Source organism: Actinosynnema sp. NPDC020468, assembly GCF_040642015.1.
GTDB lineage: Bacteria > Actinomycetota > Actinomycetes > Mycobacteriales > Pseudonocardiaceae > Actinosynnema.
Genome location: NZ_JBFAEO010000039.1, coordinates 35,661 through 54,592 on the forward strand (window position 1 = coordinate 35,661; position 18,932 = coordinate 54,592).

Below are 18,932 nucleotides of genomic sequence, written 5' to 3' on the forward strand. Positions count from 1 at the left end.
ACTATGATAAGCTAGGTTTCCAAAAGAAACTTACTGCCGACTTATAAAACCCGCCAACTGTGCATGACGCTTGAGCGTAGTCCTAATTGCATCTTTAATAGAGGACGGGCGGGTATTCTCAGTTGAAAATGCCTTTAGTTCAACGATACAGGTAAGCTGCTTGCTGTCCCTACGGTCGACCACCACGTCGGCACGAACGGTGGAGTGGCTCGATTTGATAGTACGCTCATAATCGGCTTGCAAGCCGAGAGCAGTTAGGCACTTGGCAATCCTACGACCCAAAAGAGTTGGACTCTCAGTTATCCCATCCTCGTACCAATCTCGGGCTCGCGTCGCACGATTGGACTCGCGCTCACGCAGAGGTGAATAAACCGCTGGATTCCAAGTCTCATTTACGATGGAGAAGAAATGCGAATTACGAAACCGGTCAAGATAAGACTGACTAGGAACGAAGTCCGGATCTTCCAACCTCCTGCATAGTGGATGAAGGTCGGCCGCCGCGATTGGCACAAGCCTGACATCGAAATACAGCCTGGCCCTGTTCAACTCCGACAGCGGGAGAGTTCGCTTGTCTTCCTCATTAAGCTCCCGATAGAAGGCATTCCAATCCAATTTATAGCCGTCACGAGCATTAGTGAATCCAGAGACCCGAGTAATCCGCAGTCCATCCGCGACTGGCCACAACATTACGACATGATACTGCGACAGGTCTTGTAGCCCTGACACTTGACCCGCCAGCATTTCTCCTACGCCCTCAATCGTTGCACCAAGAGTGGGAGCAGTGTCCGCAACCTTCTCAATATTCTCACGTAGGACCTCGAAGTCGGCGAGCGGCTGCTCCTGATTATGGAAAGCAAAAGTTTCCTCAACGATCTCTGCCCAGTCTGACTGCTCTGGCCCTACAAGTTCGAAGTCACTGCTTAGAAGAATGCGCTCATTTCGACTGGTCGCCGACGCCAGCTCGCGCTGAAAACTCTGGCTAGTAGTGAGCCAAACAAAGAGGACCGGCATCTGCCGCAGTTCGCCTCGATCGAGGAGGCTCAGCCGTTCTACGAACTGGGATGGCACCGATGAGGACTCCGCCACCTGCTCTTCGTATTGATCCACAACCGCGATAACGAGATTAGGTTGGTCACGGCGTCCGAACACACTCCGGATCTCTTCGAGTAGTGCCGCCTGAGAACCGATGGCCGCACGGGAAAGCTCGACAACTTTAGCCTCGGGCAGGTGCGGACCTAGTTCACGGGCCGCAGAACTCTTCCCTGAACCACTTCTACCGTAAATTGGAAGAAAGCGAATTCCGCCCGATATTGCCATGGCGCGAGCGGCCTTCTGCACCAATTCCACAAGGGGGCGGTTGGGACGTAGCCGTCCCCGGAACGCAGGGTCAAGGTCCTCGTAGCGAGACGGCAGGCGTACGGTCACCACCTGAGTATACGGATCGGCTGCCAGTGGCGCTGGACCCTGAAGGCCGTGGCGTGCCGCCGTACCAGTTCTATGCAGTGGCTCGACAGGTACATGCCGCTATGGGGTTCGTATCTAGATCTTCGGCAACAATCTGACGGTTGATGTCCGATGCCTCAGCCGAAGACCAAGACACGCAGATCGATAGGCAATCATTTAGTTTACGCGGACACACACCGGACCACGCTCCCAGGCACGAAACACCCACATCGTATGGTCACACGCCATACAGGATGGCGGGTTCTTCGCTCGTCTTGCCGAATTTGGCTCTATCAGATCAAGGCGCGCCGCCGGCGGCGGCGCGCGGTTGGGTGGTACTCGCGTTGCGCCGACTCCCCGCATCGCGGCACGCCGGGCTCCCGCTTCGCTCCGCCCGGCGACCGCGCGCGGAGTCGGCGCGGGCGGTTGGCCGGCGGCGCGCAGCACCAGGCCCAAGCCGGAGGCAGCTCCCAGTGGCTTGGGGAGGGACGATCGCGCGGTCAGCGGGCTTCCCGGTTGGTCTGGGCGATCGGCTGCCGCGACGGCTTCGCCGCCTTGCCAACGGGTGGGTTCCGCGGCTTCGAGGGATCGCGCTGGAACGCCGATGGGCGCCACCCCAAGCGGCTCGCTGTGGGGTGACGCCCGTGTGTCGGGAGTGGACTCCCAGGCCGTCTCTGGGCCGTGGGACGTTGTGGAATGTTGGAATGCAACGGAACGCGACCGGGTGGGTCTGCGCTGGTCAGGGGCACGAACGCCCGTTTCGCCGCTGGCCCGGTCAGACGCGGTGGGAGAACACCGACATCTTCAAAGGCTTCACCGGCCGACCTGCACCAACTCCGACGGCGGGCCCCGCTGGGCCGTCGTCGGGTCGTCCGGGGTTCCCCTGTCCGCAGCGCGAACCCCGGGTCGGGACCGGGTCAGCCCGACGTCAGGATCAGCACGCCGATCAGGATCAGCACCGCGGGCAGGAGCACGTGGCCCCAGCGGGTCAGGAGGTGGGTGGCCGCGGGGCGGGTGGCGACGAAGTGGCCGAGGGCGCACCACACCGCCACCAGCAGTAGGAAGACCACCGCGTAGCCGGTGATCCCCGTGGTGGCGAACACCGGGACGTACACGCCGATGTTGTCGCCGCCGTTCGCCAACGTCACCGCCGCCACCGACCAGACGCCCACCGCGGTCGGGGCGGTGTCGGGGTCGGACGACGTGCGCCACGCCTGCCACGCCGCGCGCAGGCCCAGGGCCAGCGGCACGACGCCGAGCCACGGGAGCACGGCCGGCGGCAGGAACGACGCGCTCAGGGCGGTCGCGACGGCGATCGCCAGGATCGCACCGAAACCCAGGTACTGGCCCAGCACCACCTTCCACGGCCGCACGCCGCGGGCGAAGAACAGGGCCAGGAGCACCACGTCGTCCACGTTCGTCGCGGCGAACAAGCCCACCGCGCGACCGACCGCCGCCAAGTCCACGGGCCGAACCCTAGAGTGCCCGGACATGGACCCCGTCGACATGCTCGCCAACGACGCCGCCTCCGCCGCGCTCGGCATCCGGGCCCGGCACCTCTCGCCCGGTCGGGCCACGCTCACCATGACCGTCACCGACAAGATGGTGAACGGACACGGAATCGGGCACGGCGGGTACGTGTTCCTGCTCGCCGACACCGCTTTCGCGTGCGCCTGCAACCGGAAAGGCGAACCGACCGTCGCGGCCCAGGCGGAAATCGACTTCCTGGCCCCCGTCCGCGAAGGCGACGAACTCACCGCCGACGCCGTCGAACGGCACCGGCGCGGGCGCAGCGGGATCTACGACATCACGGTGCGCCGCGGCGACGAAGTGGTCGCCGAGTTCCGCGGCCGCAGCCGGACGCTGAAATCACCGCCCGCCTAGCGGTCCCGGAACGTCGCGGTGCGCGCGATCCGCTCGTCCCACGACGCGACACCCGCCGCGTTCCCGCCGCGCTCGCAGAAATCCCGGCACCGCAGGCACGCGGCCATCATCGCGTCCCACCGCGCCGACCACGCCGGCCGCGCGCCGTACGCGGCGTACATCGCCTCCACCGCGCACACCGCCGCCGGGTGGTGCACCCGCACGGTCCACTCCGCCCACGCGAGGTCCTCCACCGGGTCACCGAGCCTGCACCACTCCCAGTCGACCACCGCCACCACGTCCTCGGCGGTGGGCGTGACCAGCAGGTTCTGCGGCCCGAAATCGCCGTGCACGACCACGCCGCTGCCGCTCAGGCCCGCGACCTCCACCGAGTCCAACTCCAGCCGCAGCCGGCCGCACAGCGCCAGCACGCGATCCGCCAACCCGGCCTCCACCGCCACGTGCCCCGGCACCCCGGGCACGAACCTCATCAGCAGCCCCCGGTCGGTGCCCATCGCGGGCAGCGGCGCCGGGAACCGCCCGCGCAACCCCACCAGCGCCGTCCACTCGGTGGCCAGCCGCACCTCCGCGTCCGGCCCGAGGTAGGACTTGCGCACCAGTTCGCCGCGCTGCTCGGTCAGGTTTCTCCCGCCGCGGGTCGGCGTGTGCATGCTCGTTCCCCTCTCGGGCCGACCGGCGCGGACCGACGGCCTGCGGTGCGGTGGGACCGGCCGGTCCGCGGAAGGGATCGGCGGCGTCCACCACGACCCAAGAAATTACCCAGGTTCACGATTCCCACAAGTGCGCGAACGGGTCGTTCCCGGTTCCGGAACGCACGATCCGCTATTCCCCGAGAAATGCGGAGAAGGTCCGGCGGACGCCGGTGGACGCAGTACTGCCCATTCCTACCCCGATGCGTCGTCCGGTCGATTCCCGGTGACCCGGCCTCGTGCTCCGACCTGCGCGAACGGGAGAACAACGGGTAAACCGCACGGGCGGCCGACCACCGAGGTTGCGCCCACTGGGACGATGTGGCCCATGCCTGTCGAGCTGACGCTTCGCAAGGCCGCCGAAGAAGTCGAACGCGGCGATCTGGCGAGCGTGCTGCGCGCGCGACAACGACTCGTGGGACTGGTCACGAGCTTCCCCGACCGACTCGACCTGCGGGAGCGGCTGGCCGCGGTCTACCGGGTGCTGGGCGACCCGGTGCAGGCCGGCCGGTGGAGCTACCTGGCCGAACGGCGGGACGACGCCGAGGTGGCCGCGTTCGAACGCGGGTACCGCACGCCCGAGTCCCGGCTCGCCGCGATGAACTGGGTCAGCGGGGGCGACACCACCGAAACCGCCCGGATCAGGCTCGCCGCGCTCCAGTCGGCGGTGTCGGAGGACCTGCGCGCCCGGCTCGCGACGGCCGACGACCGCGACTCGTCCTGGTGGGTCAACGCGCTGGTGCTGTTAGGCCTGGTGGTGGCACTGCTGTGCTTCGTGGTCGGCGCCGTGACGCTGGTGATGTGGGTGTGGCGCGGGATCGTCGGATGATGGACCCATGACACCCGAGGCCGCCGCCGAGCGCATCCGACCGCACGCCCGCCGCACCCCCGCCTGGAAGGTCGAGGTGGACGGCAGGCCGCTGGTGCTCAAGCTCGAGCACCTCCAGCTCACCGGCTCGTTCAAGCTGCGCGGCGCGCTGAACCGACTGCTGGCCGAGGAACTGCCCGACCGGGTGGTCACCGCGTCCGGGGGCAACCACGGCCTCGGCGTCGCGAAGGCCGCCGCGCTGCTGGGCGTGCCGGCGACGGTGTACGTGCCGGTGACCGCGCCCGAGGGCAAGGTCCGCCGGATCGAGGAGGCGGGCGCCAAGCTGATCCGGCACGGGGCCACCTACGCCGACGCGGCGCGGACCGCCCGGGAGGCACCCGGCACCTACGTCGAGGCCTACGACGACCTCCGGGTGATCGCGGGCCAGGGCACGGTCGCGCTGGAGCTGGTCCAGGACGTGCCCGAGGTCGACGCGGTCGTGGTCGCGGTCGGCGGTGGCGGGCTCGTCGCGGGCACCGTGCTGGGCGCGGGCGGACGCCGGGTGGTGGCCGTCGAGCCGGAGCACTGCTGCGCGCTGCACCACGCCCTCGCGGCCGGGCACCCGGTGGACTCGCCGGTCGACTCGGTGGCCGCGTCCGCGCTCGGCGCGACCCGCGTCGGCGACACCCCGTTCGCGATCCTCGACGGCGCCGTCGAGTCGGTGCTGGTGTCCGACGCCGAGCTGCTGGCCGCCCGGGACCGGCTGTGGGAGGAGTTCCGGCTGGCCGTCGAACCCGCCGCCGCGGTGCCGTTCGCCGCCTGGCTGCACGGCCGCGTCGAGGCGACCCTGGCCGGTGTCGTGCTGTGCGGGGCCAACACGGACTGGACGCCCTAGGCTGGTGACCGTGGACACACTGGACGAGCTGGCGAGCCGGCTCGGGTCGGCGGGCGTGCAGGCCTCGAGCCTGTTCGGCAAACCCGCGCTGAAGGACGTGGGCGGCAAGGCGTTCGCCTGCCTGCACCAGGACGCGCTCGCGTGCCGCCTCGGCGAGGGCACCCGCGCGCACCGAGAGGCGCTGGAACTCGACGGCGCCCACCTGTTCGACCCCTCCGGCAAGGGCCGGCCGATGCGCGACTGGGTGTCGGTGCCCGCCACCCACGAGGACCGGTGGGCCGAGTTCGCCGCCACCGCGCTGTGCGTGCCGCGCTGAGCCGCTCTACGTCCGGCGGCGTACGCCGGTGAGCCGCCCGTCGCCCGACGTGGTGACGGGCGCTCCACCGGCACGCTGTGCCGCATGGCTCTCGCGTACCGGGTGTCGGCGCTGCTGCTCGCGTCCGGCCTGTTCCACGTCGTGGTCTTCCTGGTGGACGGCGGTCCCTGGGAGGGGCCGGTGTCCTGGCGCAAGCCGATCACCTTCGGGCTGTCCTTCGGCCTGACCCTGGCGACCTACGCGTGGGTGGCGGGGCTGCTGCGCGCCCGACCGGCGTTCACCCGGCTGTTCACCGCCGTGTCGGTGCTGGAGGTCGGCCTGATCACGCTCCAGGCGTGGCGCGGGGTGCCGTCGCACTTCAACGAGGCCACGACGTTCGACACGGTGGTCACGCGGCTGCTCACGGTCGGGGGCATCACGATCGTGGTGTGCGTGGTGGCGCTGGCCGTCGCGGCGTTCCGGGCCGAGCACCTGACGCCGTCGATGACGTGGGCCGTGCGGGTCGGCACGGCCACGTTCCTGCTCGCCATGGCGTCGGGCGGACTGATGGTGGCCGAGCGCGGCGGCTCGTGGAAGCTCTCGCACGGCGTGGCGATGCACGGCGTGCTCCTGCTGCCCCTGTTCGCCTGGGCGCTCGGCTTCACGTCCTGGGACGAACGTCGGCGCACCCGCGCGGTGCGGGTGGCCTCCGGCGGCTACCTGGCGCTGGTCGCGGGCGCGGTGGCCCTCAACGCCGTCCTGCGCTGACTACCAGCAGCGGTCGGGTGCCGGACGCGGCTCGCGGACCTGGTGCGGCACGAAGACGTCCTGGTCGCGGCTCGGGTCGAGCAGGTCGACGCGCTTGATCAGGTCGGCGACCCTGGAGTGCAGGCCGCGCCAGTCGGCACCGCCCACCCGCTCCCGCACCGCCCAGTACAGCGCCTGGACCTCCTCCTTGAGCCTGCCGTGCTGCCCGGCGTCCAACACCTGTGTCGACGGGTGGTTCAACTTGCTGTTCAGCGTCGACACCCGGCGCGTCGCGTCCGCGAGATCCACAGGCAGGCCTCCTGGAGTGTGGTTCGGCTTACACCGATCATCGCGTAACGGCACTCGGCCGTTTCACCCGGTGGTGCTGATCGTCGCACTCGCGAGCACGAGGTCACCCGCCGCGTCCTCCCGGTAGACCGCGACGGCCTGGCCGGGAGCCACCCCCCGCAGCGGCTCGCGCAGGTGCACGACCAACTCGTCGCCCACCAACTCTGCCACGGCCGGCGCCGTGCCGCCGTGTGCGCGCACCTGCGCCACGCACTCGACCGGACCGGCGAACGGCACCCGGGTGACCGGCCGGGTCGCCACGATCTCGGTGACCTCGAGCCGCTCCGCCGCGCCGACCCGGACCGTGCCGCTCACCGGCTCCAGCGACAGCACGTAGCGCGGCCGGCCGTCGGAGGCGGGCGCGTCGATGCCCAGGCCCTTGCGCTGGCCCACGGTGAACTCGTGCACGCCGACGTGCCGCCCGAGCACCGCGCCGGTCTCGTCGTCCACCAGCAGGCCGGGCTGCTCTCCCAGCCTCCGGGTCAGGAAGCCGCGGGTGTCGCCGTCGGGGATGAAGCAGATGTCGTGGCTGTCCGGCTTCTCGGCCACCTGGAGCCCGCGTTCGGCGGCCTCCGCGCGCACCGCGGCCTTGGTCGAGTCGCCGAGCGGGAACATCGCGTGCGCCAACTGCGCCGCGGTCAGCGACGCCAGCACGTAGGACTGGTCCTTGCCGTCGTCGGCTGACCGGCGCAGCTCGACCCGTCCGTCCACAGTGGACAACCGGGCGTAGTGGCCGGTGCACACCGCGTCGAAGCCGAGGCCGATCGCCTTGTCCAGCAACGCCTCGAACTTGATCCGCTCGTTGCACCGCAGGCACGGGTTGGGCGTGCGACCGGCCGCGTACTCGGCGACGAAGTCGTCCACCACGTCCTCGGTGAACCGCTCCGCGAAGTCCCACACGTAGAACGGGATGCCGAGCACGTCGGCGGCCCGGCGGGCGTCGTGCGCGTCCTCGAGCGTGCAGCAGCCCCGCGCGCCGGTGCGCAGCGTGCCCGGCTTGGCCGACAGCGCCAGGTGCACGCCGGTCACGTCGTGACCCGCCGCCACCGCCCGCGCCGCCGCCACGGCGGAGTCCACCCCGCCGCTCATCGCCGCCAGCACCCGCATGTCCGCTACACCTCCGCCTTCTGCCGCTTCAGACCGGCGATGCCTGCCGTCCGAGCGCGTTCCACCACCGGGCCGATCACCTCCGCCAGCGCGCGGACCTCGTCGCGCGTCGACGTGTGACCCAGCGAAAACCTCAGCGACCCGCGCGCCAGGACCGGGTCGACGCCCATCGCCAGCAGCACGTGCGACGGCTGCGCGACACCGGCCGTGCAGGCCGAGCCGGTCGAGCACTCGACGCCCTTGGCGTCCAGCAGCATCAGCAGGCTGTCGCCCTCGCAGCCGGGGAAGGTCAGGTGCGCGTTGCCGGGCAACCGGTCGACCGGGTCGCCGTTCACCACCACGTCCGGCGCCGCCGCGCGCACCGCGTCGACCAGCTCGTCGCGCAGCGCGGCCAGCTCGACCGCGGCCGCGGCCTGGTTCTCGACGGCGTGCCGCACGGCCACCGCGAGCGCCGCGATCGCCGGCACGTCCAGCGTCCCGGACCGCACGTCGCGCTCCTGGCCACCGCCGTGCAGCAGCGGCGTCGTCGGCACGTCGCGGCCGAGCAGCAGCACGCCGACCCCGTACGGGCCGCCGACCTTGTGCCCGGTCAGCGTCAGCGCGTTCGCGCCGGACTCGGCGAACCGCACCGGCACCGCGCCGACCGCCTGCACCGCGTCGGTGTGGAACGGCACGCCCGCCTCGGCGCTCACCGCGGCCAGCTCGCGCACCGGGTTGATCGTGCCGACCTCGTTGTTCGCCCACATGGCCGTCACCAGCGCCACGTCGTCGGCCAGCACCTCGCGCAGCGCCTCGGGAGTGATCCGGCCGAGCTCGTCCGGCGCCAGCCAGGTGACCTCGGCGCCCTCGTGCTCCTCCAGCCACTGCACCGCGTCCAGCACCGCGTGGTGCTCGACCGAGGAGGCCACCACCCGGCGCCTGCCCGCGGCGCGGCGGGCCCAGTACACGCCCTTGACCGCGAGGTTGTCGCTCTCCGTGCCGCCGCTGGTGAAGATCACCTCGGACGGCCGGGCGCCCAGGGCGTCGGCGATGTCCTCGCGCGCCTCCTCGACCAGCCGGCGCGCCCGGCGGCCCGACGTGTGCAGCGACGAGGCGTTGCCCGTGGTGGACAACGCCCTCGTCATCGCCGCGATCGCCGCGGGCAGCATCGGGGTCGTGGCGGCGTGGTCGAAGTAGGCCATCAGTCCTCCAGGGTAGCCCGGCGGAGCCTCACCGTGAGCACCGCACCAAGGACCGAGACCGCCGCCATCAGCAGGTCGAACGGGACGATCGCCGCGGTCGGCGCCTCGGCCGACGCGAGCGAGGCGACCATCACGCCGCCCAGCCCGATCAGCAGCGCCGAGCCGAGCATGTCGCTGATCTGCAACGCGGAGGAGTTGAACCCGCGGTCGGCGTCGGTCGACGCGCCCAGCGTCAGCACGCTCAGGCTGGACATCGCGAGACCCATGCCGAGCCCCGCGACCGACCAGAGCAGCGCGGTGGCCCACGCCGGTCCCCAGGACGGTGCGACGAGCGTCACGCCGCCGATGCCCACCGCGCTGAGCGAGAAGCCGATCCGGATCAGCCGCTCGCGCGGGATCTCCGGGTGCCTGCCCTGCCACACCGACGCGCCGGACCAGCCGAGCGCGGTCACGGTCAGCGGGATGCCCGCGGCGATGGCCGAGTAGCCGTGCACCGAGGTGAGGGTCAGCGGGATGAACGCCTCGGTGGCGAAGAACGAGCCGGCCAGCAGGGCGCGCAGCAGGATCGTCGTCGGCAGGCCGGCGCGGGCGGTCAGCGTCCCGGCGGGCAGCAGCACCCGCAGCGACGGCGCCAGCACGACCAGACCCGCCACGCCGACCACCAGGTTCCAGCCCGACGGGTGCTGCGCGGCCCAGCTCAGCGCGACCACGCCGGCACCCGCGCCCAGCGCGCTCGCGGGCAGACCGCGCCGGGTGGTCTCGGCGGGCGTGTGCGCGGGCAGGTGCCGCAGCACGGGCACCAGCAGCAGCACGCCCAGCAGCACCAGCGGCGCGAGCCCGAGGAACACCCAGCGCCAGCTCAGCGTCTCGGTCAGCCACCCGGACAGCGCCGGACCGACCAGCGAGGGCACCACCCACGCCGTGGAAAGCAGCCCGAACACCTTGGGCCGGTCGCGCTCGGCGTAGACCAGCCCGATCAGCACGTACACCGCCACGATCTGCGCGCCGCCGCCGAAGCCCTGGAGCACCCGGCCGAGCAGCAGCACGCCCATGTTCTGCGCGGCGCCCGCGACCAGCAGCCCGACCAGGAACAGCCCCGGCCCGAACAGCAGCGACGGCCGCGGCCCGCGCAGGTCGCTGAACCGGCCGGACAGCACGGTCGCGACGACGCTCGCGGCCAGGAACGCCAGGAACGGCCAGGCGTAGAGGTCGCCGCCGTCGAGCTCCGCCACCAGCCGCGGCATCGCGGTGCTCACGCCCATGTTCTCGAACGCGAGCAGGGTGACGAGGAGGACGATGCCCGCCGTGGGACCCCGGGTTTCGGCGTCCCACAGCGAGCTCTTGCGGCTTTCCGAGGTCGTGGTCACCCGGTAATGGTTCAACCTCCAGCGCGCTGGAGGTCAACTCCGGCGTGAACCCGTTGGGAGGGAACGGAAACGTCGCCGTAGAGGGCGCGTTCTGAATCGTTCTGGACGAGTGCGGCGAGGTCCCGGCGGTTGTCCGCGCGACCCGGGGCGACCTCGTCGAGCACGTGCACCTCGATCACCAGCCGGCGCAGCGACAGCACCCGGCGCATCGAGGCGACCAGGGTGTCGGAGCCGATGAACGCGGGCCGCGTGGTCGCGCCGTCGTCCTGCCGGTACCGCAGCACGACCGGGCGCACCGGCACACCGGCGTCGAGCGCGGCCTGGAAGAGCGCCGGCCGGTAGCGGCCCGACGCGAGCCCGCACCACGTGGTGCCCTCGGCGTGGATGCCGACCGCCGCGCCGTCCCGCAGCGCGGAGGCCAGCTCGGCCACCGTGCCGGGCAGCAGCGACAGCCGCTCGCGGTCGAGGTAGACCGTGCGGGCGCCGGTGATCAGCGCGCCCAGCACCGGCCAACTCCGGATCTCGCTCTTGGCGACCAGCCGGATCGGCTGCACGGCGTCGATCGCGAGTTCGTCCAGCCACGACACGTGGTTGCTCACCACGAGCACGCCACGACCGGGCGTGGCCTGGAACAGCGGCGCGCCGACGACCTTGAGCCGGACGCCGAACGCCCGCAGCAGCAACCGGAACCACGACTTCAGCAGGTCGCGGCGAGCCCGGCCGCGGGTCACCAGGACGCCCAGGAGCAGCAGCACGCCGCCGAGCATCACGGTCGCGGCGGCGAGGGCGCGCAGCACGGCCCGGGTCCGGCCCACGGTCGCCGAGGTGTGGTCGACACAGCCGTCGCCGCACGGCGAGGACGGCATCCAGGCGTGGCTCACGATGTCTCCCCGAGGAAGAACTTCAGGTAGCGCTGGTCCACCCGGTCCATGCCGAGCAGGATGAACAGGTCCGCGACGCCGAAGTCGGTGTCCAGGGCGGGTCGGCCGCAGACCCACGCGCCCAGCCGCAGGTAGCCCTTGAGCAGCGGCGGGATCACCGTCTTCGCGGGCCGCTCGACGCCGTCGACGTCCCACGGCGTGTGCGGGTGCACCCGGTACTCCTCGGGCGCGTAGTGCTTGGCGCGCACCTGGTCCCACACGCCGGCCGCGTAGGAGCCGCCGTCGTGCAGGGGCACCGAGGCGCAGCCGACCAGCCAGGAGTGGCCGGACAGCAGCATGTAGCGCGCGATGCCCGCCCACACGAGGCTCACGACCGCGCCGTTGCGGTGGTCGGGGTGCACGCAGGACCGACCGGTCTCGACCACGCTCGGCCGCAGCGCGGCCAGGTTGCCCAGGTCGAACTCGGTGTCGGAGTACAGCCGCCCGGCCTGCGCCGCCCGCTCGGGCGGGAGCATCCGGTAGGTGCCGACGATCTCGCCGGTGTTGTCGTCGCGCACGACGAGGTGGTCGCAGAACTCGTCGAACGCGTCGACGTCGTGACCGGCGACGGCGCTGTGCAGCGTCGCGCCCATCTCCTGCGCGAACACCTGGTGCCGGAGTCTCTGCGCGGCGACCACCTCGGCGCTGTCGCGGGCGACGAGGAGGGAGTACCGCGGCGCGTCGGCCGTGTCGTCCCCGGTGCTGACAAGCAGTTGCGGCTGCGTCATGCGTCTGGTGTACCGACCGCTTGGAAACGCGGAGAGGGTTATTCCGATGACACGTCAATGGCTGGTCGGTTAAGCGCCGGTTCGCCCTGTTCGGGCCAAGATCGACCGGATCACCCGGAGGTGGGTTCGACGGAGGCCGGCGGGTGCGTCCGACCGGACCGGCCGGTGCTCGGGGCGGTGGTCCGACCAGTGCTTACCCGCCGGGCGCGGCCGTGCGGGCCCGGCGGGCCGCCGTCGTCACCGGGTGGCGCGACCACCGCGCGACTGGTAGCGCGATCACCGGCCCCGACGACGACGGAGGCCGCCTCCCCCAAGGGGAAGCGGCCTCCGCGCGACGTGCGTGCTCAGCCCTTGCGCTTGCCGACCTCGTCGGTCAGCTGCGGTGCGACGGCGAACAGGTCGCCCACGACGCCGAAGTCCGCGATCTCGAAGATCGGGGCCTCCGCGTCCTTGTTGACGGCGATGATCGTCTTCGACGTCTGCATGCCGGCGCGGTGCTGGATCGCGCCCGAGATGCCCAGCGCGATGTAGAGCTGCGGCGCGACGGTCTTGCCCGTCTGGCCGACCTGGAACTGGTGCGGGTAGTAGCCGGAGTCGACCGCCGCGCGAGAGGCGCCGACGGCCGCGCCGAGGCTGTCCGCCAGCTTCTCGACCACGTCGAACTTCTCCGCGCTGCCGACGCCGCGTCCACCGGACACGACGACCGACGCCTCGGTCAGCTCGGGGCGGTCGCCGCCCACGATCGGCTCGCGGCCGGTGACCCGGGTGGCCTTGGCCGCGTCGGTGGCGGGCAGTTCCACGGTCTCCTCGACCGCGTCCGCCGGTGACTCCTCGGCGTCGATGCCGCCGGGGCGCACCGCGATCACCGGGGTGCCGCTGCTGACCTTGGCCTTGACCACGTACGCGCCGCCGAAGATCGACTGCGTGCCGGTGCCGTCGGCGTCCAGGTCGACCAGGTCGTAGAGCAGACCCGAGCCGAGCCGCACGGCCAGCCGGCCCGCGACCTCCTTGCCCTCCAACGTCGCCGAGACCAGCACGGCGGCGGGCGAGGCGGTGCCGGCGACGGCCGCGAGCGCGTCCACCTTGGGCGTCACCAGGTAGGTGGCCGCGTCGTCGGACTCGACGGCGTAGACCTTGGTCGCGCCGTAACGGCCGAGCGCCTCGCGGACCTTGCCCGCGGTGCCGGGCGAGCCGACGACGACCGCGGCGGGCTCGCCGAGCCGGCGCGCGGCCGACAGCAGTTCGAACGTGACCTTCTTGACCTCGCCGTCGACGTGATCGACGAGGACCAGGACTTCGGACATGTTTCCCTCTCCCCGTCTCAGATGAGCTTCTGGCCGACGAGGTACTCGGCGATCTTCGCGCCGCCGTCGCCCTCGTCCTCGACGCGCTGACCGGCCGAGCGCGGCGGCTTCGGGGCCGCCTCCAGCACCTGCGACCACGCGCCGCCGAGGCCGACCTCGCCCGCGTCCAGCCCGAGGTCGCCGATCGTCAGCGTCGTCACGGGCTTCTTCTTCGCGGCCATGATCCCCTTGAACGAGGGGTAGCGCGGCTCGTTGATCTTCTCCGTCACGCTCACCACGGCGGGCAGCGTCGCCTCCAGGTGCGCGACGCCCTCGTCGGTCTCGCGCTCGGCCTTGACGGTCGTGCCCTCGACGGTGACCTTGCGGACCTGGGTGACCTGCGGGAGACCCAGCAGCTCGGCCAGGATCGCCGGGATCGCGCCGGCGCGGCCGTCGGTGGCCTCGTTGCCCGCGATCACCAGGTCGAAGCCGTCGACGGTGCCGATGGCCTTCGCCAGCACCTTCGCGGTGGTGAGCACGTCGGAGCCGTGCAGCGCCGCGTCGGAGACGTGGATCGCCTTGTCGGCGCCCATGGAGAGCGCCTTGCGGATCGCGTCGGTGGCGCGGTCCGGACCCATGGCGAGGACGGTCACCTCGCCGCCGTGCGCCTCCTGGAGCAGCAGCGCCTCTTCGACTGCGCGCTCGTTGATCTCGTCGAGCACGGCGTCCGCGGAGTCGCGGTCGAGGGTGTGGTCGGCGTCGGAGAGCTTGCGCTCGGACCAGGTGTCTGGCACCTGCTTGACCAGGACGACAATGTTCATGGGTCCTCTTCGACCTCCTGCGGACGGGCGGCGAGTGCGGGCGGCGCGGTTGGCTTCGACCGGTCGCCGGGTGTTCCAGTGTGTTGTAGGACCCTGCCACGCGGTGGACGCGTTGGCATGGTGGTGTTAGCCACGCCTATGTTACCCACCAGTAGCAGCAGGGCAAACGTCATCAGTGCGGCGTGGCGCGTGACGATGCTCACCCGGCGATCACTGTGAACAGCAAGATCTCCGAACGGTTGCGTTTCGATTACGACATCGCGCTAGGTTGCAGGGCATGCATAGGCGAGTAGCGGTAGTCACCGATTCCACCGCCTGCCTCCCCGCGCAGCTCACCGAGAAACTGGGCGTCACCGTCGCCCAGATCCAGGTGCGCATCGGCGACTACGTGGACGACGAGGCCAGGGTGCCCGTCCCGAAGCTGGTCGACGCGCTGCGGGACGACGTCGAGGTGGTCACCGTGCCACCGGACCCGGGCGCGTTCTTCTGGGCCTACCAGGAGTTGGCGACCGCGGGCGTCGAGGCGGTGGTGTCGCTGCACGTGTCGAACGAGCTGTCCCGCACGGTCGAGGCGGCCTCCGAGGCGGCGCGCCAGGTGCGGGTGCCGGTGCACGTGGTGGACACCAAGACGTGCGGCATGTCGCTCGGGTACGCGGTCGTGGCGGCGGCGACCGTGGCCGGCGCGGGCGGCGACGCGCAACGGGTGCTGACGGCGGCGCGGCACGCGTACGACCGCAGCACGGAGCTGATCTACGTGGACACGCTGGAGTTCCTGCGGCGCGGCGGTCGGATCAGCTCGGCGGCGGCCCTGCTGGGCTCGGCGCTGTCGATGAAACCCCTGCTGAGCATGGTGGACGGCCGGATCACCGCGGTCGAGAAGGTGCTGGGCGCGGACCGCGCGATGCGCAAGCTGGTCGACCTGTCCGTGCGGCGGGCGGGCGGTGGCGCGGTGGACCTCGCGGTCGAGCACTTCGACGCGCCGGAGAAGGCGGCGGGCGTGCTGGAGCAGTTGCGCCGCAAGGTGCCGTCGGTCCGCCGGTTCATGATCACCCAGGTCAGCTCGGCCCTCGGGGCGCACCTCGGCCCCGGCGCGGTCGGCGTGACCGTTTCGCCCGTTTAGGAACCCTGCTTCGGGTTTGCGCGTTGGACGGGGCGGGAAGGAGATGTCCATGGCCTCGTTCTTCGGCAAGATCGCCGCATTCCTCCGGAGCCCCCAGGGCCGCCGGGTCACCGACCAGGTCCGCACCGCCGCCCGCGACCCGCGCAACCGCGCCAAGGCGCAGGAGGCACTGCGCCGGTTCCGCCGGCGCTAGAGCTCTCAACCGGCCGGTTTGGGCTGCTCGGTGGCCACCGGCTCGGACTGCTTCGGCAAGCGGGTGGGCGAGGAGTGCTCGGGGTCGGGTTGCACCGGCAACGACACCACCCGGCACTCCTCGTCCGCGCCCTGCTCGGCGAGCCTCGCCGCGGCCTCGTGCTCGGCGAGCCTCGCCATCAGGGTGCGGGCGCGCAGCTCGACCACGTGGTCCTGCTCGGGCGACGGGTCGGGCACGAGTTCCAGCGCGGCCTTGCCCGGCGCGTCGGCGCGGCCCGCGCCGGAGGTGAGCTCCAGCCGGTCGGCGTCCTCGACGTCCTCCCACACGGGTTCCGGGCGGCGGAGCATGTAGGCGGTGACCACGCAGCCGAGCGCGAACGACAGGGCGCAGAGCCCCAGCACGAACGCGACCGCGCCGCCGGTCACCGGCACGGCTCCGGGGAGTGGACCGGGGTCATGCGTCGACCCGCAGACCCTCGGCCTGCCGACCGCCCTGGCCGTCGGCCTGCACCGGGATCGCCGGCACCCGGTCGAGCGCCGCGTCCAACGCGGAGCGCGCGGCGGCCAGCTCGGTCAGCACGGCCTGCCGCAACCCGACCAGCTCGTCGGTGCACCACTTCACCTCGGCGATCCGCCGGCGCGCCTCGCCCGCCGCGACCGCGACCAGCAGCCCGGACTGCGTACAGGCCAACCGCTCGACCTCGTCCGCCTCCTCGCGGGCCTCCCTGAGCAGCGCCGCGCACTCGTCCCGCGCCGCGACGAGCCGGGCGTCCGCCTCGCGCTCGGCCTCCGCCACCCGCTCGGCCACCTCGGCGGCCACCCGGTCGGCCTCGACCCTGGCCCGTTCCACCATCACCACGCCCTCGGCCTCGACCTCGGCCCGCCGCGCGAGCGCCTCGGAGACCACCTGCCGCGCACCGAGTTCGGCGCCCGCCAACCGCTGCGCCGCCTCACCGCGCACCAGCGCGGCCTCCTCGTCGGCCCGCTCGACGACCTCCTGGGCCCGGGCCCGCGCCGCCTCCAGCACCGCGACGCACTCGTCCTTCACCACCTCGGCCGCGGCCCGCCCGGCCGCCTCGATCCCGGCCGCCCGCCGCACCGCGTCGTCCACCACCCGGGCGGCCTCGGCCCGTGCCTGCGCCACCACGGCCTCACCCCCGGCCTGCGCCTCACCGGCCACCTGTTCCGCCTCCACCCGAGCCCTGCCCACCAACGCCTCCGCCCGCGCCTTCGCCGCGCCCACCACGTCCCGCGCGACCACCTCGACCTCCGCCCGCACGGCCGCCACCGCGGCCACCACCTCCGCCACCCGCTCCCGGGCCGCGTCGGCCTCGGCCACCGCCGCCGCGACGAACCCGTCGGCCTCGACCCGGGCACCGGCCAACACCACCCGGGCCGCCTCCTCCGCCTCGGCCCGAGCCGCCTCACCCGCGGCGACGGCGGAGGCGACCACCTCGTCGGCTTCGGCCCGAGCCCGAGCCGTCACCACCTCGGCCTGGTCCCGAGCACCCGCCACCAGCACCCGGGCCGCCTCCTCCGCCTCGGCCCGCGCGTCGGCCAGCACCACCCGCGCCGCCTCGTCGGTCCCGGCTCGCGTCGCCTCGGCCTCGGCGGTCGCCGCCACCAGCACGGCGTCGGCCTCCGCTCGCGCACCGGCCAGCAGCACCCGCACCGACTCCTCCGCCTCCGCCCGTGCCCCGGTGAGCAGTGCCCGCGCCGCGTCCTCCGCCTCGGTGGCGGCGGTCAGCAGGGCGTCCACCTCGGCCCGCGCGGCGGCGAGTTCCCGTCGTGTCGCCTCGAACCCGGTCGTCGCGGCCCGCACCACCGCGTCCGCCTCGGCACGGGCGTCGGCCAGCACCACCCGCGCCCGCTCCGCCGCCCCGGCGGTCACCGCGTCCGCCTTCGCGCGGGCGTCGGCGAGCAGTGCCCGGGTCGTGTCGTCCGCACCCGTCCTCGCGGCCGCGACCAGCGCGTTCGCCGCCTCCCGCGCCTCGACCAGCACGACCCGCGCCGACTCCTCCACCGACTCGGCCTCGGCGCGGGCCTCCGCGAGCAACGCCCGACCGGCCGAGCCGGCCGCGAGTTCGTCGGCCTCGACCGCGGCCGCCGCCAGCAGGGCGTCGGACTCCGCACGGGCCTGGGCCAGCGCCGACCGGACGGCGTCCGCCGCCTCGGCCCGGGCGTCCGCCACCAGCGCCGACGCCACCTGGTCCGCCTCGGCCCGGGCCTGCGCGAGCACCGTCCGGCCCGCGGCGTCCGCGTCCGCGCGGGCCGCGACCACCAGGGCCGAGGCCTCCGCGCGGGCCGTGTCGACCAGCGCGCGGCCCTCGGCTTCGACCCGCGCGTGGTCCGCCGCCGCCTCGGTGGCCAGGCGCTCGACCTCGGCCCGGGTCTGCTCCAGCATCGCCCGCGCCCGCGCGCGAGCCTCGGCGAGCACGGTCCGGCCTTCCACCTCCAGGTGGTCGGCCCTGGTGCGCAGGTAGTGGTCGACCTCGGCCCGCCGCCGCTCCAGGTCCACCTCGCGGTGGTCCAGCTCGGCCGCGCGCAGGGACGCCGACTCGCGCACCCGGCGTGCGGCGGCGTCGGCCTCGGCGTGCACCAGGGCGATCTCCTCGTCCAACTCCCGACGGCGCTCGGCCGCCTCCGCCTCGGTGTGCCGGCGCAACGCCTCCGCCTCGCGCGCGGCCCGCGCGGTCAGCTCCGCCGCCTCGTCCTCGGCCAGCACGAGCATCCGGTGCAACCGGTCCGTCGCGCCCGTCACCGTGTCCGGCGCGTGTTCCAGCCGGTCCGCGCGCTCGCGCGTGCCCTCCAACTCGGCCCGCGTCCGCTCCAGCAGCCGACCCAGTTCGCCCGCCTGCGCCAACGCCTCCGCCCGGTCCACGCCGGCGTGCCTCAACCGCTCTTCCAAACCCTCGATGTGCTCGGAGACCTGTCGGCGGTGGAAGCCCCGGTAGACGACGTCGAAACCCGCGTGCAGCGGAACAATGTCCGTCTCTTTCGCACCCATGGCCCGCCCCACTCGGTCGAAGATTCGCCGAGACTACCGACCACCGGTCGGCGCAACCAGCACGAGCGGACTCATCGGGAAACCTTGAAGACAGTCC

The 18,932-nt window shown here is 72.2% G+C and carries 20 protein-coding genes; 7 read left to right on the plus strand and 13 right to left on the minus strand.

The annotated features are described in order from the left end of the window. Positions 1–30: 30 nt before the first annotated feature. Both AB0G50_RS25525 and AB0G50_RS25530 read right to left on the minus strand, forming a co-directional pair. Positions 31–1,425, minus strand: a complete 1,395-nt coding sequence (locus AB0G50_RS25525) for a hypothetical protein (RefSeq protein ID WP_360112954.1) — start codon at positions 1,423–1,425, stop codon at positions 31–33. 935 nt (positions 1,426–2,360) lie between these two features. Then, positions 2,361–2,909 carry a cadmium resistance transporter gene (locus tag AB0G50_RS25530; RefSeq protein WP_360112956.1) on the minus strand — a complete coding sequence of 183 codons (549 nt, stop codon included), beginning with the start codon at positions 2,907–2,909 and terminating at the stop codon, positions 2,361–2,363. A gap of 25 nt (positions 2,910–2,934) precedes the next feature. On the opposite strand from AB0G50_RS25530, the gene paaI reads away from it, so the two are divergent. Then, positions 2,935–3,327 carry a hydroxyphenylacetyl-CoA thioesterase PaaI gene (paaI, locus tag AB0G50_RS25535; RefSeq protein WP_360112958.1) on the plus strand — a complete coding sequence of 131 codons (393 nt, stop codon included), beginning with the start codon at positions 2,935–2,937 and terminating at the stop codon, positions 3,325–3,327. Here paaI and AB0G50_RS25540 read toward each other — a convergent pair. Continuing rightward, entirely contained in the window at positions 3,324–3,977 is a 654-nt protein-coding gene (locus tag AB0G50_RS25540; protein WP_360112960.1) for a phosphotransferase, read from the minus strand. The two genes, paaI and AB0G50_RS25540, sit on opposite strands and share 4 nt — an antisense overlap. A gap of 367 nt (positions 3,978–4,344) precedes the next feature. On the opposite strand from AB0G50_RS25540, the gene AB0G50_RS25545 reads away from it, so the two are divergent. From AB0G50_RS25545 to AB0G50_RS25560, 4 genes are all read left to right on the plus strand, one after another. Beyond that, a complete protein-coding gene (locus AB0G50_RS25545; RefSeq protein ID WP_360112962.1) occupies positions 4,345–4,845 on the plus strand; it encodes a DUF6584 family protein in 501 nt (166 codons plus the stop codon). Positions 4,846–4,852: 7 nt separating this feature from the next. Next, complete coding sequence (locus AB0G50_RS25550; protein WP_360112964.1) at positions 4,853–5,719, plus strand: serine/threonine dehydratase; 867 nt, start codon at positions 4,853–4,855, stop codon at positions 5,717–5,719. 10 nt (positions 5,720–5,729) lie between these two features. Then, on the plus strand, positions 5,730–6,035 hold the full coding sequence (locus AB0G50_RS25555) for a hypothetical protein (protein ID WP_360112966.1): 306 nt from the start codon (positions 5,730–5,732) through the stop codon (positions 6,033–6,035). Positions 6,036–6,119: 84 nt separating this feature from the next. Then, positions 6,120–6,782 carry a hypothetical protein gene (locus tag AB0G50_RS25560; RefSeq protein WP_360112968.1) on the plus strand — a complete coding sequence of 221 codons (663 nt, stop codon included), beginning with the start codon at positions 6,120–6,122 and terminating at the stop codon, positions 6,780–6,782. Here AB0G50_RS25560 and AB0G50_RS25565 read toward each other — a convergent pair whose 3' ends face one another. From AB0G50_RS25565 to AB0G50_RS25600, 8 genes are all read right to left on the minus strand, one after another. Beyond that, the gene (locus tag AB0G50_RS25565) at positions 6,783–7,070 is read right to left on the minus strand and encodes a hypothetical protein (RefSeq protein ID WP_360112970.1); all 288 of its coding nucleotides are present in this window, start codon (positions 7,068–7,070) and stop codon (positions 6,783–6,785) included. 63 nt (positions 7,071–7,133) lie between these two features. Next, positions 7,134–8,216 carry a tRNA 2-thiouridine(34) synthase MnmA gene (mnmA, locus tag AB0G50_RS25570; RefSeq protein WP_360112972.1) on the minus strand — a complete coding sequence of 361 codons (1,083 nt, stop codon included), beginning with the start codon at positions 8,214–8,216 and terminating at the stop codon, positions 7,134–7,136. Between the two features lie 5 nt (positions 8,217–8,221). Beyond that, positions 8,222–9,397 carry a cysteine desulfurase family protein gene (locus tag AB0G50_RS25575; RefSeq protein WP_360112974.1) on the minus strand — a complete coding sequence of 392 codons (1,176 nt, stop codon included), beginning with the start codon at positions 9,395–9,397 and terminating at the stop codon, positions 8,222–8,224. Further along, positions 9,397–10,764, minus strand: coding sequence for an MFS transporter (locus tag AB0G50_RS25580; protein ID WP_360112976.1), 1,368 nt, complete (start codon positions 10,762–10,764; stop codon positions 9,397–9,399). The genes AB0G50_RS25575 and AB0G50_RS25580 overlap by 1 nt, the downstream gene beginning before the upstream one ends. Positions 10,765–10,775: 11 nt before the next feature. Further along, a complete protein-coding gene (locus AB0G50_RS25585; protein ID WP_360112978.1) occupies positions 10,776–11,645 on the minus strand; it encodes a lysophospholipid acyltransferase family protein in 870 nt (289 codons plus the stop codon). Beyond that, complete coding sequence (locus AB0G50_RS25590; protein ID WP_360112980.1) at positions 11,642–12,412, minus strand: GNAT family N-acyltransferase; 771 nt, start codon at positions 12,410–12,412, stop codon at positions 11,642–11,644. The genes AB0G50_RS25585 and AB0G50_RS25590 overlap by 4 nt, the downstream gene beginning before the upstream one ends. A gap of 344 nt (positions 12,413–12,756) precedes the next feature. Further along, complete coding sequence (locus AB0G50_RS25595) at positions 12,757–13,716, minus strand: electron transfer flavoprotein subunit alpha/FixB family protein (RefSeq protein WP_360112982.1); 960 nt, start codon at positions 13,714–13,716, stop codon at positions 12,757–12,759. Positions 13,717–13,733: 17 nt separating this feature from the next. Next, positions 13,734–14,516 carry an electron transfer flavoprotein subunit beta/FixA family protein gene (locus AB0G50_RS25600; RefSeq protein ID WP_360112984.1) on the minus strand — a complete coding sequence of 261 codons (783 nt, stop codon included), beginning with the start codon at positions 14,514–14,516 and terminating at the stop codon, positions 13,734–13,736. 277 nt (positions 14,517–14,793) lie between these two features. Here AB0G50_RS25600 and AB0G50_RS25605 point away from each other — a divergent pair, with 277 nt between their 5' ends. Both AB0G50_RS25605 and AB0G50_RS25610 read left to right on the plus strand, forming a co-directional pair. Continuing rightward, positions 14,794–15,636, plus strand: coding sequence for a DegV family protein (locus tag AB0G50_RS25605; RefSeq protein ID WP_360112985.1), 843 nt, complete (start codon positions 14,794–14,796; stop codon positions 15,634–15,636). Between the two features lie 49 nt (positions 15,637–15,685). Then, positions 15,686–15,829: a hypothetical protein gene (locus AB0G50_RS25610; RefSeq protein ID WP_360112987.1), complete on the plus strand. Its 144-nt coding sequence runs from the start codon at positions 15,686–15,688 to the stop codon at positions 15,827–15,829. Positions 15,830–15,834: 5 nt separating this feature from the next. Here the strand turns inward: AB0G50_RS25610 and AB0G50_RS25615 are convergent, their stop codons facing one another. Both AB0G50_RS25615 and AB0G50_RS25620 read right to left on the minus strand, forming a co-directional pair. Continuing rightward, entirely contained in the window at positions 15,835–16,260 is a 426-nt protein-coding gene (locus AB0G50_RS25615) for a hypothetical protein (protein ID WP_360112988.1), read from the minus strand. Between the two features lie 22 nt (positions 16,261–16,282). After that, a complete protein-coding gene (locus AB0G50_RS25620) occupies positions 16,283–18,835 on the minus strand; it encodes a hypothetical protein (RefSeq protein WP_360112990.1) in 2,553 nt (850 codons plus the stop codon). Positions 18,836–18,932: the final 97 nt, after the last annotated feature.

Coding starts and splice junctions, on each gene's coding strand:
- AB0G50_RS25620 (WP_360112990.1), bottom strand. CDS start 18,835: ATGGGTGCGAAAGAGACGGACATTGTTCCGCTGCACGCGGGTTTCGAC.
- AB0G50_RS25605 (WP_360112985.1), top strand. CDS start 14,794: ATGCATAGGCGAGTAGCGGTAGTCACCGATTCCACCGCCTGCCTCCCC.
- AB0G50_RS25600 (WP_360112984.1), bottom strand. CDS start 14,516: ATGAACATTGTCGTCCTGGTCAAGCAGGTGCCAGACACCTGGTCCGAG.
- AB0G50_RS25550 (WP_360112964.1), top strand. CDS start 4,853: ATGACACCCGAGGCCGCCGCCGAGCGCATCCGACCGCACGCCCGCCGC.
- AB0G50_RS25545 (WP_360112962.1), top strand. CDS start 4,345: ATGCCTGTCGAGCTGACGCTTCGCAAGGCCGCCGAAGAAGTCGAACGC.
- AB0G50_RS25595 (WP_360112982.1), bottom strand. CDS start 13,716: ATGTCCGAAGTCCTGGTCCTCGTCGATCACGTCGACGGCGAGGTCAAG.
- AB0G50_RS25540 (WP_360112960.1), bottom strand. CDS start 3,977: ATGCACACGCCGACCCGCGGCGGGAGAAACCTGACCGAGCAGCGCGGC.
- AB0G50_RS25560 (WP_360112968.1), top strand. CDS start 6,120: ATGGCTCTCGCGTACCGGGTGTCGGCGCTGCTGCTCGCGTCCGGCCTG.
- AB0G50_RS25610 (WP_360112987.1), top strand. CDS start 15,686: ATGGCCTCGTTCTTCGGCAAGATCGCCGCATTCCTCCGGAGCCCCCAG.
- AB0G50_RS25575 (WP_360112974.1), bottom strand. CDS start 9,397: ATGGCCTACTTCGACCACGCCGCCACGACCCCGATGCTGCCCGCGGCG.
- AB0G50_RS25590 (WP_360112980.1), bottom strand. CDS start 12,412: ATGACGCAGCCGCAACTGCTTGTCAGCACCGGGGACGACACGGCCGAC.
- mnmA (WP_360112972.1), bottom strand. CDS start 8,216: ATGCGGGTGCTGGCGGCGATGAGCGGCGGGGTGGACTCCGCCGTGGCG.
- paaI (WP_360112958.1), top strand. CDS start 2,935: ATGGACCCCGTCGACATGCTCGCCAACGACGCCGCCTCCGCCGCGCTC.